The following is a 14,311-nucleotide window of genomic DNA, read 5'->3' as shown; positions in this document are numbered from 1 at the left end:
GCCTAGCAGCGATTGTGCTGAATACTTTGTAGGCAACTTGAAAGGAAAAGTTCAGACCGACTGCACTTTTGGTGCACCCCGGAGTCGGAGTTAACACGTACCTCACTCATCAATGCAGGAGAGCCCTAATGGCTAGCAATTCCCTACGTAAAGCCTCATTGCAAAGCATGGAAGCTGAGATCGAGAGCCTGCTCAAGTCTCTGGAAAGCCTGAAGCACGACGCCTCTGACGAATCCAAAAAAACCTTGAGTGCCCTCAAAGGCAACGCCGAGAACGCGCTGAAACACTCGCGTCATCTGATCAGCGATGCTTACGAAGAAGTTAAAGACAAAACCCGCGAAACCGCAGTGGCCACCCGCGAGTATGCACAAGAGCATCCTTATGCCACCGCAGGCGTTGCTATCGGCGCCCTGGGCCTGTTGGCCGCCTTCCTGATGTGCAAGCGCGGTAACTAATTATCCGCGCTGCGCGCAAGCTCAGCCTTGAGCCATTGCGCCAGTTGCCGGGCGCGTCCGTCTGCGGCGCGCTTGGGCAACCACAACGCCAGCTGCGCCGGGGTTTGTTTGAAACCCCAAGGTGCAGCCAGGCGTCCGGCCCGCAAGTCTTCTGCCACTAACGGCTCGGGGGCAATCGCCACCCCAAGGCCTGCTACGGCGGCTTCGAGCAAATAGTACAAGTGCTCAAACCCTTGCCCGTATTTCAAATCGTTTGCCTGGATTGCGTTTTGCTGCGCCCAGCTCGGCCATGCCTGTGGTCTTGAAGTGGTGTGCAACAACGCTTCGTCCAGCAGGGCGCTGACGGGTGCCTGACGCAGCTGCTCATAACGGGCGTAACGCGGGCTGATCACCGGTCCGATCCGTTCGCTGGCCAGTTCATACACCTGCATGTCGGCGGGCCAGGGTGGCTCGGCAAACAGCAGCAGGGCATCCAGCCCCGGGCGGCGCGGGTCAAGATCGCCTTCGCCGGCCGACAAGTGCAGGCGCAGATCCGGCAGGTCGGCATTGAGGCGGCCCAGACGAGGGATAAACCAGCGCGCCAGCAAACTGCCTGAGCAGCCAAGTACAAACGGCGCGTCGATATGGCTTTGCGTGAGTTCAGTGCACACATTACGCAGGCGGTCGAAGGCTTCGCTGCTGGCTTCACGCAGGCGCAGCCCGGCATCCGTGAGCTTCAAACCACGGCCTTCCTTGACGAACAGGCTGATGCCCAGGTGTTCTTCGAGCACTTTCAATTGCCGACTGACGGCACCGTGGGTGACGTTCAGTTGTTCGGCGGCCAGGCTAACGCTGCTCAGCCGGGCTGTGGCTTCGAATGCGCGCAAGGCGTTCAGGGGCGGGAGGTCTCGGCTCATGGTATCTGTGAGTTTTCCTGACAGGTTGTGGCGATCTTATCGGTTTTCATCCTGGGCTGTCGCGGTTAAAGTCAGGTCCATCGACCTTCGTACCTTTTTATCTGGAGCGTCCCATGACCCAATCCACTTTGCGTACCGGCCCTGATGCCAATGGCCTTTTCGGCTCATTCGGCGGCCGCTACGTAGCCGAAACCCTGATGCCGCTGATCCTTGATCTGGACCGCGAGTATGAGCTGGCCAAGACCGATCCTGAATTCATTAAAGAGCTGGCCTATTTCCAGCGCGATTACGTTGGTCGTCCAAGCCCGCTGTACTACGCCGAGCGTCTGACCGAGTTCTGTGGCGGCGCCAAAATCTACCTCAAGCGCGAAGAGCTGAACCACACCGGCGCGCACAAGATCAACAACTGCATTGGCCAGATCCTGCTGGCGCGGCGCATGGGCAAAAAACGCATCATCGCCGAGACCGGCGCCGGCATGCACGGCGTGGCCACAGCCACCGTGGCAGCCCGCTTTGGCTTGCAGTGCGTGATCTACATGGGCACCACTGACATCGAGCGCCAGCAGGCCAACGTGTTCCGCATGAAGTTGCTGGGTGCTGAAGTGATCCCGGTCGTGGCAGGCACCGGCACCCTCAAGGACGCGATGAACGAAGCGTTGCGCGACTGGGTGACGAACGTCGATGACACCTTCTATCTGATCGGTACCGTGGCGGGGCCGCATCCGTATCCGGCCATGGTGCGCGACTTCCAGGCCGTGATCGGCAAGGAAACCCGTGACCAGATGCTGGATCAGGAAGGTCGTCTGCCCGACAGCCTGGTGGCGTGCATTGGCGGTGGTTCCAACGCGATGGGCCTGTTCCATCCGTTTCTGGATGACACAAGCGTCGAAATCATCGGCGTTGAAGCGGCGGGTTACGGCATCGAAACCGGCAAGCACGCAGCCAGCCTCAACGGCGGCGAGCCGGGCGTGCTGCACGGCAACCGTACCTTCCTGCTGCAGGATGACGATGGCCAGATCATCGACGCACATTCGATTTCCGCCGGCCTGGACTACCCGGGTATCGGCCCTGAGCACGCGTGGTTGCATGATATCGGCCGCGTCGAATACACCTCGGTGACTGACGAAGAAGCCCTCGATGCGTTCCATAAGTGCTGCCGTCTTGAAGGCATTATTCCGGCACTGGAAAGCGCCCACGCGCTGGCCGAAGTGTTCAAGCGTGCGCCAACCCTGCCCGCCAATCACCTGATGGTGGTCAACCTGTCCGGGCGGGGCGACAAAGATATGCAAACCGTGATGCACCACATGGAACAGTCCCAGCAGGAGAAACACTGATGAGCCGCCTGCAAACGCGTTTTGCTGAACTCAAGGAACAAAACCGCGCTGCCCTGGTGACCTTCGTCACTGCCGGCGATCCGGATTACGACACCTCGCTGGCGATCCTCAAAGGCTTGCCTGCTGCGGGCGCTGATGTGATCGAGCTGGGCATGCCGTTCACTGACCCGATGGCGGATGGTCCGGCGATTCAACTGGCCAATATCCGTGCGTTGGCGGCCAGGCAGAATCTGGCGAATACCCTGCAAATGGTTCGCGAATTCCGTGAAGGCAACAGTGACACCCCGCTGGTGCTGATGGGTTACTTCAACCCGATTCACCACTACGGCGTACCGCGGTTTATCGCCGAAGCCAAAGCGGCGGGCGTCGACGGCCTGATCGTGGTCGACATGCCACCCGAGCACAATTCTGAATTGTGCGACCCGGCACAGGCTGCAGGCCTGGACTTTATCCGTCTGACCACCCCGACCACCGACGATGTGCGCCTGCCTAAAGTGCTGACCGGCAGCTCGGGCTTTGTGTACTACGTGTCCGTGGCGGGCGTGACCGGTGCCGGTTCGGCAACCACCGAACAGGTGCGCGAGGCGATTGAGCGTCTGCGTCGGCATACCGATTTGCCGATCAGCGTGGGCTTCGGTATTCGCACCCCGGAGCAAGCGGCAGCAATTGCCCGCTTGGCCGATGGTGTGGTGGTGGGCTCGGCCCTGATCGACAAAATCGAAAACGCCGCAACCCCGGAACAAGCGGTCGATGGCGTGTTGAGTCTGTGCGCGGCACTGGCCGAAGGTGTGCGCAAGGCACGTCATTAACCCGCCCTTGCAGAAGCAGCCGGTCGACGCTCGATTGCTCGCGAGCCTTGAAAGCTCGCGAGCAAGCTCGCTCCTACAGAGTGTGCGATGTTGCTTGCAGACCCTGTGGGAACTGGCTTGCCAGCGATGCGCTCCAGCGGTTGCCATCGCGAGGCAAGCTCGCTCCTACAGAGCGCGCGGTGTTGCTTGTAGATCCTGTGGGAACTGGCTTGCCAGCGATGCGATCCAGCGGTTGCCATCGCGAGCAAGCTCGCTCCTACAGAGTGTGGGGTGTTGCTTGTAGACCCTGTGGGAGCTGGCTTGCCAGCGATGCGCTCCAGCGGTTGCCTTCGCGAGGCAAGCTCGCTCCTACAGAGTGTGCGGTGTTGTTTGTAGTTCCTGTGGGAGCTGGCTTGCCAGCGATGCAGAGTGTTCGGTGTTGGTGATGTCCGAGGTGGGCCCCTCAGGTTTTACTTCTGTGTGCCGTCATCGTGCAGCAGGTTGGCCTGGGTCAGGTTGCTGCCTGCCGGTACGCTGCGGGTCAGCCACACATTGCCGCCAATGGTTGAGCCCTGGCCAATGGTGATACGCCCCAAAATCGTCGCGCCCGCATAGATCACTACGTCATCTTCAACGATTGGATGACGTGGATGGCCTTTTTGCAGCTGGCCTGATTCGTCTGCCGGGAAACGCTTGGCACCCAGGGTCACCGCCTGATAAATCCTCACACGTTCGCCGATGATCGCGGTTTCTCCGATTACAACGCCTGTTCCGTGATCGATAAAGAAGCTGCGGCCAATCTGCGCGCCCGGGTGAATGTCGATGCCGGTGGAAGAGTGGGCAATTTCTGCGCTGATCCGTGCCAGCAAGGGCAAGCCAGCGCGGTACAGGTGATGGGCCAGCCGGTGATGAATCACCGCCAGAATCCCCGGGTAGCACAGCAGCACTTCATCCACACTGCGCGCTGCCGGGTCGCCGTGGTAAGCGGCCAGAACGTCAGTGTCCAGAATGCTGCGCAGCTCGGGCAGGGCCAGGGCAAAGTCCTGAATCAGCAGCGTTGCGCTTGCATCCACATCCTCATCGGGCAGGCCGCCCTGGCGCGCTGCGTAACGCAGTTCCAGCCGGGCCTGAGTCAACAGCGCGTTGAGCGCCACATCCAGCGTGTGGCCGACGTAGAAGTCTTCACTTTCTTCGCGCAGGTCCACCGGTCCCAGACGCATCGGAAACAAAGCACCGCACAGGGCTTCAAGAATATCGGCCATCGCGGCACGCGACGGTAGCTCGCGGCCTCCCTGTTCACCACTGACGCGCCCGTTTTGCGTGCGCCACTGGTTTCGTGCCGTTCTTAGCTGGCAGACGATGGTTTGCAATTGCCAAGGATTGGAACGATCACTCACGATGAATACTCCGCACGCTGGCGGCTGAATTGAGCAGCCGCGAATTGGCAATGATTTTACGGTATCAAAGCGTTTCGGATACGGACAATTGCGGCTTAACGCCGACGATGACGCCAGGCGCGCCAGCCCACCCCGATGATGATCAGCAATGCCAGTGCGCCAAGGATCACTAGGCTCAAGCTGTTGTAGCTGAACAGTGGTTTTTCGATACGCACATACCCCGGTTCGGCAAACAGCTCACGCATGGCTGCATTGGCCTGTTTGAGGCTGATGGCCTGGAGCCGTTTGGCCGGGTCGGCAAAGTGACCGTTGTCGTAGTCGCCCAGCGAAGCCCAGTAATAATCGGCCAGTGCACTGTTGCCCTGGACGGCCCATGCCTGACGGGCAATTGCTGCATTCTTGAGTCGAGCGAAGACCTGCGGGTCCAGTCCTTCTTTGAGCAGCCGGGCCTTCAGTTGCTCTACAACCTGGCGTGCTTGCGGTACATCGTTGCGTTCCAGATCGGCGTTGAGGCTTAAAAAGCCTACGCCGCCGAACACTTCGCGCTCTGCCCACGGCCCGTAAGACAAGCCGTGCTTGAGCCGCAGCTCGCTGTACAGCGCCCACTCCAGATAGTCCCTGAGCAAATCCCAGGTCTCATCGCTTTGGTCTTCGATGACCGGCTCCGGCAACAGCCAGTGCAGTTGCACCGTGTCGCCGACCACACCGCGCAGCAGTTCGCGTTCGGGCTCAGCCCTGGCCTCAATCGCCGCCAGAGGCTTGTGTTCACTAGGCTCTACCGGTTTCAGTGAGCCGTAGGTGCGCTCCAGATAGGCCGGGAGCAGGCGGTCAAGATCGCCGACGATGATCAGTGTCATGTTGTTGGGGGCGTACCAGTTCTGGCGCACGGTTTCGAGTTGCTGGCGCGTCAGGTTCTCTACTTGCGCGCGTTCGGTGCATTTGAGGCCCAGCTCAACCGCCAGTTGATTGCTGGCGCTGTGCCCCAGGTCCTGACGGTCCAGCCAGCGCTGCAAGTGCGAGTAGTGGCCGCCGTCTTCGCGCTCGACCACTTGTTTGGCCACGTTGATACGCTGCTCGGTGAGTTGCGTCTGGGTCAGCAGGCTCAACAGCAGATCGAGAACCTTGCGCTGGTTTTTGGCCGGGGCTTCGATCACGAATGTGGTGTCGGCATGGCTGGTGAAGGCGTTCCATTCGCCCCCCAGCGCTTGCATGCGCTGCTCCAGGCCGCCTTCACCGGTGTCGTCGACGCCGCTGAACAACAAGTGCTCCAGCAGGTGCGGCAGTTGTTGATCGGCGCAGCTGAAGTCGTCCAGGCCCACGCCCACCACTAACCTGATGGCCACATGTCCGCGTTCGGTACCGGGTTTGAGGATCAGTTGCAGGCCGTTGGGCAACTGGTAGCCCTCCACGCTGTAACGATCGAGGGCAAAGCTTGGGGCAGCGCCCAGCAGCAGAAAGATGAGCAGCAGGCAACGCATAAAAAATCCCTGAATCCTTGTTGGGGTGGTGAAGCAGTCGGTGCAGGTTAGTTGCTGCTTAAAGACTGACAACAGCCCAGCGCGCAACGTTCAAGGCGAATGGTTGGTGTCGTCCGCGTCATTCAGTTGCAGCGCACCGATATCGGCTGTTTCCAGCACCGCATAGGCGCTGCCGCAAAACAGTGAGTTGAGGCGTTTCATATCTGCGATCAGCTCCAGATGCACTGAACTGGTTTCGATGCTTTGGGTGATTTTGCGTTGCAGACGGTTCACGTGGGCGTGGGCCAGGCGCCGTTCCTGGGCGCGGAAGCGACGTTTTTCGCGAAGCAGTTGCCGTGCACTTTGCGGGTCGCCATTGAGGAACACAGTCAGCCCCAGACGCAGGTTTTCGATCAGCTGGGTTTGCAGGCCCACCAGTTCTTCCAGGCCCATCTCTGAAAACGAGCGGCGCTGGGAGGTCTTCTGCAGCTGGACTTTACGCAGCATGCGTTCGATCAGGTCGCTGGCGAGTTTGAGGTTGATGGCCAGCTCGATGATTTCTGCCCAGCGGCGACTGTCCTGCTCGCTCAAGTCTTCGCGTGGCATTTGTGCCAGGTAGAGTTTTACCGCGCTGTACAGCACTTCGACCTCATCGCTCAGGGTGCGCATCTCTTGGGTAACGGCTGTCTGCTTGCCGCGTAATACGTCGAGCATGTTGACCAGCATGGTGTCGATCAGGTCGCCAATACGCAGGGTTTCGCGCACGGCGTTGGTCAGTGCCAGGCTCGGTGTGTCGAGCGCAGCGGGATCGAGATGGCGCGGCTTGATCACGCCGCTGGCTTGCTCGCGTTCAGGCAGTAGCCAGGCGCAAAGCCGCGCCATCAGGCCTACGGTCGGCAACATCAAGAAGCAGCGCACGGTGTTGTAGAGCAAGTGAAAACCGATGACCAATTCCTGTGCGCTGTAGTTGAGGCTGTCCATCCAGGCCACGAGCGGATCCAGCACGGGCATGATCAGCAGCAAGCCGATCAGCTTGTACAGCAGGCTGCCCAGCGCTACCTGACGCCCGGCGGTGTTCTGCATGTTGGTACTGATGAGCGCCAGCACGCCGCTGCCGATATTGGCGCCGATCACCAGGCCAATGGCGACGTGCAGACTGATAACCCCGGCACCGGCCAGGGTAGCGGTCAGCAGCACGGCGGCCAGGCTGGAGTAGGACACCATCGCGAACAGCGCACCCACCAGGGCATCGAGCAGCAGGTCGCCGGTCAGCGAGGCAAAAATCACCTTTACGCCTTGGGCATGGGTGATGGGGCCGGCGGCTTCGACGATCAGTTGCAGGGCCAGAATAATCAGGCCCAGGCCAATCCCGACGCGGCCCAGTTGTCCGGCACGGGTTTGCTTGCGCGAAAGAAAGAAGATCACACCCAGAAAAATCAGCAGCGGCGAGAGCCATGACAGGTCGAAGGTCAGCACCCGTGCCATCAAGGCCGTACCGACATCGGCGCCGAGCATGGTTGCCAGTGCAGGCGTGAGCGTCATCAACCCCTGGCCGACAAATGAAGTGACCAGCATTGCGGTGGCGTTACTACTCTGCACCATGGCCGTGACCACAATACCGGCGACAAAGGCCAGCATGCGCTTGGACACGTTTTGCCCGATGACATGACGCAGGTTTGTGCCATAAACCCGCAAGATGCCGGTTCGCACGATATGCGTGCCCCAAATCAGCAAGGTCACGGCGGAAAGCAGATTAAGCAGGGTCAGCATGCTGGCTCCCTGTAAAGGATGTACCGAAGGATCAAATAGCTGCGGACCATTCCTACAGACGTTTCTTAAGCTGTAGTCGGCAATTGAGCTGAGCGCCAGCATCGCATAGCTCGCGAGGTCTTGAAACATTTCTGCAACATTTGCTCAGTCCAGGCACCTGTGGGAGCCGGTTTGCCAGCGATGGCATCACCTCGGTCTTGTGGATAAACCGGGCTGAATCTATCGCTGGCAAGCCAGTTCGCCCAAGGTCAGAGGCTGCTGTACAGCGGGAATGTGCCCAGCAGCAGTGCCGCCAGCATGATGCACAGGCATACCAGCACCGCCCATTTGAGGGTGAAGCGCTGGTGGTCACCGAATTCGATCCCGGCCAGTGCTACCAGCAGGTAGGTGGAGGGCACCAGCGGGCTGAGCAAGTGAACCGGCTGGCCAACGATCGAGGCGCGGGCCATTTCGGCGGCCGTAATCCCGTAGTGGCTGGCGGCTTCGGCCAGCACCGGCAAGACGCCGTAGTAGAAAGCATCGTTGGACATGAAGAAGGTGAACGGCATGCTCACCAGTGCAGTAATCACTGCCAGATAAGGCCCGAGTGCCGGCGGGATGACGGCCAGCAGGCTTTTGGACATGGCATCGACCATGCCGGTGCCCGACAGGATGCCGGTGAAAATACCCGCGGCAAAAATCAGCCCGACCACCGCCAGTACGCTGCCGGCATGGGCCGCGACGCGATCCTTTTGCTGTTGCAGGCATGGGTAGTTGACGATCATCGCGATGCTGAACGCGACCATGAACAGCACTGGCAAAGGCAGCAATCCGCCGATCAGGGCGACCATCAACAGCAGGGTCAATGCACCGTTGAACCAGATCAGTTTTGGCCGGCGGGCGTCCGGGAACTGCGAAACGCTGATTTCGCTGTGATCAATTTCGTCGCCTTGCAGGTGCAACTCGCCCAGGCGTGCCCGCTCACGCAGGCCATAGAGCCAGGCAATCGCCAGGATGGCTGCGCAGCCTGCCAGCATCGCCGGGATCATGGGTACGAAGATGTCCGAAGGGTCGACATGCAAGGCGCTGGCGGCACGGGCAGTGGGGCCGCCCCAGGGGGTCATGTTCATCACGCCACCGGCCAGAATGATCAGGCCGGCCATGATCCGCGGGCTCATGCCAATACGCTTGTAGAGCGGCAGCATGGCGGCAACGCAAATCATGTAGGTGGTTGCGCCGTCGCCATCCAGGGAGACCACCAGGGCCAGCACCGCGGTACCTACAGAGATCTTCAGCGGGTCGCCTTTGACCAGCTTGAGGATCTTGCGTACGGCCGGGTCAAACAGCCCGGAGTCGATCATCAGGGCAAAGTAGAGGATGGCAAACATCAGCATCACCCCAGTGGGGGCGAGTTTGGTGATGCCTTCGAGCATCATTGGGCCGATCTTCGGTGCAAAGCCGCCAAATACAGCGAACAGGATGGGTACCAGGATCAGGGCAATCAGCGCAGACAGGCGCTTGGTCATGATCAGGTACATGAATGTAATGACCATGGCAAAGCCAAGGAAGGTCAGCATAAAAGTCACCGTTGTTATTGTTGTTTAGTGGGCGCTGACAGCCATTGGGGGGCTGGTCAGGCCGGCCGGTCTATTGCCGGGGGTGACGGGATGCTAGAGGGGAATTCTTTCAGCCAGCTGTCGCCGGGGGAATATTCTGGGGCGGGGACCTAATCCTGTAGGAGCGAGCTCGCTCCTACAGGGAGAGGTGTTGCAGGTATCAATCCAGCTTGAGGACTTTGGCCAGGACGATTTTTGGGCCTTTCATCTTTTTGATGATGATGCGCAGGCCTTCAACTTCCAGCTTCTCTTCTTCTTCCGGCACCCGCTTGAGGGTGTCGTAGATCAGGCCGGCGATGGTCTCGGCTTCGATGTGGTCAAGGTCAACACCCAGCAGGCGCTCGATCTTGAACAGTGGCGTGTCGCCGCGCACCAGCAGTTTGCCGGGCTGGTACGACAGAATGCCGCGCTCGGCCTTGCGGTGTTCGTCCTGGATATCGCCAACCAGCACTTCCAGCACGTCTTCCATGGTCAGGTAGCCCACCACCTTGCCGTCCGCTTCTTCCACCAGGGCAAAGTGCGCGCCGCCCTTGCGGAACCGCTCCAGCAGCTGCGACAGCGGCATGTGGCGCGATACACGCTCCAGCGGCCGGGTCAGTTCTTCCAGGTTGAAGGTTTCGGGCAAGTGCTCAAGGTCGGCCAGTTCCAGCAGCAGGTCCTTGATATGCAGCAGGCCCAGGAACGTATTGCTCTCGGCGTCGTAGACCGGGTAGCGGCTGAATTTGTGGCGACGGAACAGCGCCAGGATCTCCTTCAGCGGGGCCTTGGAGTCCAGTGTCACCAGGTCTTCGCGCGAGTTGGCCCAGTCGACCACCTCCAGCTCGCCCATCTCGACAGCCGAAGCCAGTACACGCATGCCCTGGTCGCTGGGGTCCTGACCGCGGCTGGAGTGCAGGATCAGCTTGAGTTCTTCACGGCTGTAGGCGTGATCGTGATGAGCGCCGGGTTCACCTTGGCCGGCAATCCGCAAAATGGCATTGGCGCTGGCGTTGAGCAGGTAGATCGCCGGGTACATGGCCCAGTAAAACAGGTACAGCGGCACGGCCGTCCACAGCGACAGCGCTTCGGGTTTTCGTATAGCCCACGATTTTGGAGCCAGTTCGCCGACCACAATGTGCAGGTAGGAAATGATGAAGAAGGCGGTAAAGAACGACACGCCCTTGATCACTTCGGGCGATTCGACGCCCATGGCGCCCAGTACCGGCTCCAGGATGTGGGCGAACGCCGGTTCGCCGACCCAGCCCAGCCCCAGCGACGCCAGGGTGATACCCAGCTGGCAGGCCGAAAGGTAAGCGTCGAGCTGGTTGTGGACGGTGCGCAGGATTTGTCCGCGCCAGCCGTTCACGTCTGCGATGGCCTCGACCCGGGTCGAGCGCAGTTTGACCATGGCAAATTCCGCCGCAACGAAGAAGCCGTTGAGCAAAACCAGGATCAGTGCAAAAAGAATCATGCCGAAGTCGGCGAAGAGTGTGGCGAGGGTCAAGCCAGGGGAAGGGTCCATGATGGAGTTTTAATGGTTCCGTTGTTTCAAAAAATGGGAGAAGTTCGCGCCTGACAGGCAGGCTGACGCCGAGCAATGTAGCGGCTGAGAAGGCCCTTGCCTAGTGGGTAAAGGCCATGGCGGCTAGTCGGTCATTGTAGACAGGCCGGGTTTTGTCACTTGTGCCGGGGCGAAATGGCAGGTGAAAGTACTGCCATGGCCCAGCACGCTGCTGATTTCCAGGCGTGCGCGATGGCGTAGCAGTACATGCTTGACGATGGCCAGCCCCAGACCGGTGCCGCCGGTGCTGGCGTTGCGGCTGGAGTCCACGCGGTAGAAGCGTTCGGTCAGGCGCGGCAGGTGTTTGTTGTCGATGCCCACGCCCGAGTCCTGCACGCTAAGGTGCGCGCCCGCAGCGTCGGCCCACCAGCGGATCCGCACACTGCCGCCATCGGGGGTGTATTTGACGGCGTTGAATATCAGATTGGAAAACGCGCTGCGCAGCTCGGCTTCGCTGCCCTTGAGCGCCGTATCGGCCTCGATCTCCAGGCTGATGGTCTGGTTGCGTTGCCCGGACAACGCCTGGGCATCGCCCTTGATCGAGCGCAGCAGGGTATCGATGGCCACCGGCTGGTTGTCCGAGGGGTAATCCGTGGCTTCCAGCTTGGCCAGCAACAGCAGGTCATTGAGCAAGGTCTGCATGCGCTCGCCCTGTTGCTGCATTTGCGAAAGCGGACGCTTCCAGCGCGGGTTCACCTCATCGACATTATCGAGCAAGGTTTCCAGGTAGCCGCAGATCACCGTTAACGGGGTGCGCAGTTCATGGGAGACGTTGGCGATAAAGTCTTTGCGCATTTGTTCGAGCTGGTGCAGCCGGGTGACATCGCGCACCAGCATCAGATGTTCATTGTTGCCATAGCGGGTGATGTAGAGCTGGATGCGCAGGTGATCGTTGATCGGCGAGGGGATATCCAGCGGCTCGGCGTAGTTGCCCTGCTCGAAATATTCCTTGAAGCGCGGGTGGCGCACCAGGTTGCTGACCGGCTGGCCGCCGTCCTGAGGCGTTTTAAGGCCCAGCAACGTCTCTGCGGCGCGGTTCCACCACTCCAGGTTACCTTCGCTGTCGAGCATGATCACAGCGTCCTTGAGGGCCGCTGTAGACTCTTGCACGCGATCGATAACTGCCTGCAGGCGCCCGCGTGCCCGTTGGTCGCGACGTTGCAGGTGGTAAATGCTGTCAAACACATCGCCCCACAAGCCATAGCCGTCCGGTGGTGCCTCTTCGGGTTTGTGCTGGCGCAACCATTCGTGCAGACGCAGCAACTGCTTGAGGGTCCAGCCCAGATAGAACGCCAGGCCGATTGCCATGCTCCAGCCGTAATAACCACTGATCAGCCCGACCAGCAGGCAGCCGGTGACCAGAAGCAGCAAATGACGAATCAGAGTGCCATGCCAATTTTGATTCAAGATCACAAGTCCAGTTGTGAGCTGCAAGCCTCAAGTTACAAGCGTCAAGCCAGGAGCCAGACAGCTCCGGACCTTCAGGTTGCAGGTGAGAACGTGCTGCTGTTTTTAAGCTTTGGTCGAAAACCGGTAGCCGGTGCCGCGCACGGTTTGTACCAGATTTTCGTAAGCCTCGCCGAGGGCTTTGCGCAGCCGGCGAATGTGAACGTCCACGGTGCGCTCTTCCACATACACGTTGCCGCCCCACACCTGATCGAGCAATTGGCCGCGGGTGTAGGCACGTTCCTGATGGGTCATGAAGAACTGCAACAGGCGGTATTCGGTAGGGCCCATTTCTGCCGGGGTGCCGTCGATGGTTACGCGGTGGCTGATGGGGTCGAGCAGCAAGCCGCCAATTTCAATCGGTGACTCACTGTCGGCAGGACCGGCACGGCGCAGTACGGCTTTAAGGCGGGCCACCAGTTCACGGGGTGAAAATGGCTTGGTGATGTAATCGTCAGCGCCGACTTCCAGGCCCTGGATTTTGTTGTCCTCTTCGCCTTTGGCCGTAAGCATGATGATCGGGATGTCGCCGGTCAGTTCTTCGCGCTTGAGACGGCGGGCCAGTTCAATGCCGGAAGTACCGCCGGGCAGCATCCAGTCGAGCAGGATCAGGTCCGGTTTGCGGTCAACGATGATGGCATGAGCGTCCTGGGCATTATCGGCTTCAAGGCAGTCGTAGCCTGCCATTTCCAAGGCTACCGCGATCATTTCGCGGATCGGTGCCTCGTCATCAACGATCAAAATGCTCCTGCCAACCATGCCGTGCTCCTCGTGTCATTTAACTGTCTTGTGGCGCATTAGATAACGGAATTATTGCAGTCGTGTGACAGCCTTGAGTGTGGACCACGGGATGCAGGTTACTGAACTAAGCTTTGAGTTCAAATCGTACAACCACAAAAGGACGATTCCGATGATTCGCAGCTCTTTTTCCCTGAAAGCTTTAGTGGTCGCTGCTGCATTGGCCCTCCCCGGGCTGGCATTCGCCGCAGACCCGGCGATGGCCAAAGATGGCATGTTGGTCGACCACAAAGGCATGACGCTCTACACCTTCGCCAAGGATGCGGGCGGCAAATCGATGTGCAACGACAAATGCGCAGCCAACTGGCCGCCACTGATGGTCGAGGGCAACCATAACAATATGGGCAAGTGGACCATGATCAAACGTGATGACGGCACCCAGCAATGGGCCTATGACGGCAAGCCGCTGTACACCTTTGTCATGGACAAGAAAGCCGGAGACGCTACGGGCGACGGCAAAATGGACGGCGCATGGAAAGTAGCCAAGCCCTGACCGGCATACCGCCCCCCTGTAGGAACGAGCTTGCTCGCGAGCAAGCTCGCTCCTACAGGGTGTTTTCAGCCATAAAAAAACCTCGCTTCCTTTGCAGGAGGCGAGGTTTTTTATGGTGCTGTCTTATGCCGCAGTAGGCGTTTTCGGACGGCGTACATCAGGCTGTTTCCAGGACTCGGCCGAGGCTTCGTCGATGGCTTGCTGGATGGCCTTTTTGCGATGTTCTTCGGCACGGCGGCTGAAGAACCACACCAGGAAGGTCACCAGCGACACCGCCAGCAGAATCAGGCTGGCCACGGCGTTGATCTCGGGTTTGACCCCCAGACGTACCGCCGAGAACAC

Annotated in this window: 12 protein-coding genes and 1 pseudogene; 4 read left to right on the top strand and 9 right to left on the bottom strand. The window is 59.8% G+C overall.

Translation table 11 applies throughout. The features are described 5' to 3' along the window. The first annotated feature begins 128 nt into the window (after window positions 1-128). Window positions 129-455: a DUF883 family protein gene (locus tag ACP7BO_RS19085; RefSeq protein WP_003437585.1), complete on the top strand. Its 327-nt coding sequence runs from the start codon at window positions 129-131 to the stop codon at window positions 453-455. On the opposite strand, the gene ACP7BO_RS19080 is transcribed toward ACP7BO_RS19085, so the two are convergent. After that, window positions 452-1,351: a LysR family transcriptional regulator gene (locus ACP7BO_RS19080; RefSeq protein WP_397455416.1), complete on the bottom strand. Its 900-nt coding sequence runs from the start codon at window positions 1,349-1,351 to the stop codon at window positions 452-454. The genes ACP7BO_RS19085 and ACP7BO_RS19080 overlap by 4 nt on opposite strands. A 113-nt stretch (window positions 1,352-1,464) precedes the next feature. Between ACP7BO_RS19080 and trpB the strand changes: the two genes are divergently transcribed. Both trpB and trpA read left to right on the top strand, forming a co-directional pair. Then, window positions 1,465-2,685 (top strand): tryptophan synthase subunit beta, encoded by a 1,221-nt coding sequence (gene trpB, locus ACP7BO_RS19075; protein ID WP_426212114.1) that lies wholly within the window; start codon window positions 1,465-1,467, stop codon window positions 2,683-2,685. Next, complete coding sequence (trpA, locus tag ACP7BO_RS19070; protein WP_060696498.1) at window positions 2,685-3,494, top strand: tryptophan synthase subunit alpha; 810 nt, start codon at window positions 2,685-2,687, stop codon at window positions 3,492-3,494. Before trpB ends, trpA begins: the two co-directional genes overlap by 1 nt. A gap of 449 nt (window positions 3,495-3,943) precedes the next feature. On the opposite strand, the gene epsC is transcribed toward trpA, so the two are convergent. The 7 genes from epsC to phoB all read right to left on the bottom strand — a co-directional run bounded on the left by epsC (window position 3,944) and on the right by phoB (window position 13,437). Next, entirely contained in the window at window positions 3,944-4,870 is a 927-nt protein-coding gene (epsC, locus tag ACP7BO_RS19065; RefSeq protein WP_397455418.1) for a serine O-acetyltransferase EpsC, read from the bottom strand. A 95-nt stretch (window positions 4,871-4,965) separates the two neighbouring features. Continuing rightward, window positions 4,966-6,348, bottom strand: coding sequence for a M16 family metallopeptidase (locus tag ACP7BO_RS19060; RefSeq protein ID WP_397455419.1), 1,383 nt, complete (start codon window positions 6,346-6,348; stop codon window positions 4,966-4,968). Window positions 6,349-6,438: 90 nt separating this feature from the next. Further along, window positions 6,439-8,097: a Na/Pi cotransporter family protein gene (locus ACP7BO_RS19055; RefSeq protein ID WP_397455420.1), complete on the bottom strand. Its 1,659-nt coding sequence runs from the start codon at window positions 8,095-8,097 to the stop codon at window positions 6,439-6,441. Window positions 8,098-8,345: 248 nt separating this feature from the next. Further along, a complete protein-coding gene (locus tag ACP7BO_RS19050; RefSeq protein WP_426212111.1) occupies window positions 8,346-9,653 on the bottom strand; it encodes a CitMHS family transporter in 1,308 nt (435 codons plus the stop codon). Between the two features lie 199 nt (window positions 9,654-9,852). Further along, complete coding sequence (locus ACP7BO_RS19045; protein WP_426212109.1) at window positions 9,853-11,193, bottom strand: hemolysin family protein; 1,341 nt, start codon at window positions 11,191-11,193, stop codon at window positions 9,853-9,855. Window positions 11,194-11,316: 123 nt separating this feature from the next. Further along, the gene (gene phoR, locus ACP7BO_RS19040; protein ID WP_426212107.1) at window positions 11,317-12,645 is read right to left on the bottom strand and encodes a phosphate regulon sensor histidine kinase PhoR; all 1,329 of its coding nucleotides are present in this window, start codon (window positions 12,643-12,645) and stop codon (window positions 11,317-11,319) included. A 99-nt stretch (window positions 12,646-12,744) separates the two neighbouring features. Then, entirely contained in the window at window positions 12,745-13,437 is a 693-nt protein-coding gene (gene phoB, locus ACP7BO_RS19035) for a phosphate regulon transcriptional regulator PhoB (protein WP_060696505.1), read from the bottom strand. Window positions 13,438-13,588: 151 nt separating this feature from the next. On the opposite strand from phoB, the gene ACP7BO_RS19030 reads away from it, so the two are divergent. Then, window positions 13,589-13,969, top strand: coding sequence for a COG4315 family predicted lipoprotein (locus tag ACP7BO_RS19030; protein ID WP_073510672.1), 381 nt, complete (start codon window positions 13,589-13,591; stop codon window positions 13,967-13,969). Window positions 13,970-14,092: 123 nt separating this feature from the next. Here the strand turns inward: ACP7BO_RS19030 and ACP7BO_RS19025 are convergent. Beyond that, window positions 14,093-14,311: pseudogene (locus ACP7BO_RS19025) on the bottom strand (putrescine ABC transporter permease PotI); the annotation flags it as partial.

It is taken from the genome of Pseudomonas sp. TWR2-1-1 (assembly GCF_049897045.1).
Classification (GTDB): Bacteria; Pseudomonadota; Gammaproteobacteria; order Pseudomonadales; family Pseudomonadaceae; genus Aquipseudomonas; species Aquipseudomonas versuta.
Note: the sequence above shows the minus strand (reverse complement) of the source record. Positions and strands in the feature narration are given on the sequence as shown.

Excerpts from the sequence above, each read along its gene's own strand:
- phoB (WP_060696505.1), bottom strand. The coding sequence starts at position 13,437 with ATGGTTGGCAGGAGCATTTTGATCGTTGATGACGAGGCACCGATCCGC.
- ACP7BO_RS19055 (WP_397455420.1), bottom strand. The coding sequence starts at position 8,097 with ATGCTGACCCTGCTTAATCTGCTTTCCGCCGTGACCTTGCTGATTTGG.
- ACP7BO_RS19045 (WP_426212109.1), bottom strand. The coding sequence starts at position 11,193 with ATGGACCCTTCCCCTGGCTTGACCCTCGCCACACTCTTCGCCGACTTC.
- ACP7BO_RS19080 (WP_397455416.1), bottom strand. The coding sequence starts at position 1,351 with ATGAGCCGAGACCTCCCGCCCCTGAACGCCTTGCGCGCATTCGAAGCC.
- trpA (WP_060696498.1), top strand. The coding sequence starts at position 2,685 with ATGAGCCGCCTGCAAACGCGTTTTGCTGAACTCAAGGAACAAAACCGC.
- ACP7BO_RS19060 (WP_397455419.1), bottom strand. The coding sequence starts at position 6,348 with ATGCGTTGCCTGCTGCTCATCTTTCTGCTGCTGGGCGCTGCCCCAAGC.
- ACP7BO_RS19050 (WP_426212111.1), bottom strand. The coding sequence starts at position 9,653 with ATGCTGACCTTCCTTGGCTTTGCCATGGTCATTACATTCATGTACCTG.
- trpB (WP_426212114.1), top strand. The coding sequence starts at position 1,465 with ATGACCCAATCCACTTTGCGTACCGGCCCTGATGCCAATGGCCTTTTC.
- ACP7BO_RS19030 (WP_073510672.1), top strand. The coding sequence starts at position 13,589 with ATGATTCGCAGCTCTTTTTCCCTGAAAGCTTTAGTGGTCGCTGCTGCA.
- ACP7BO_RS19085 (WP_003437585.1), top strand. The coding sequence starts at position 129 with ATGGCTAGCAATTCCCTACGTAAAGCCTCATTGCAAAGCATGGAAGCT.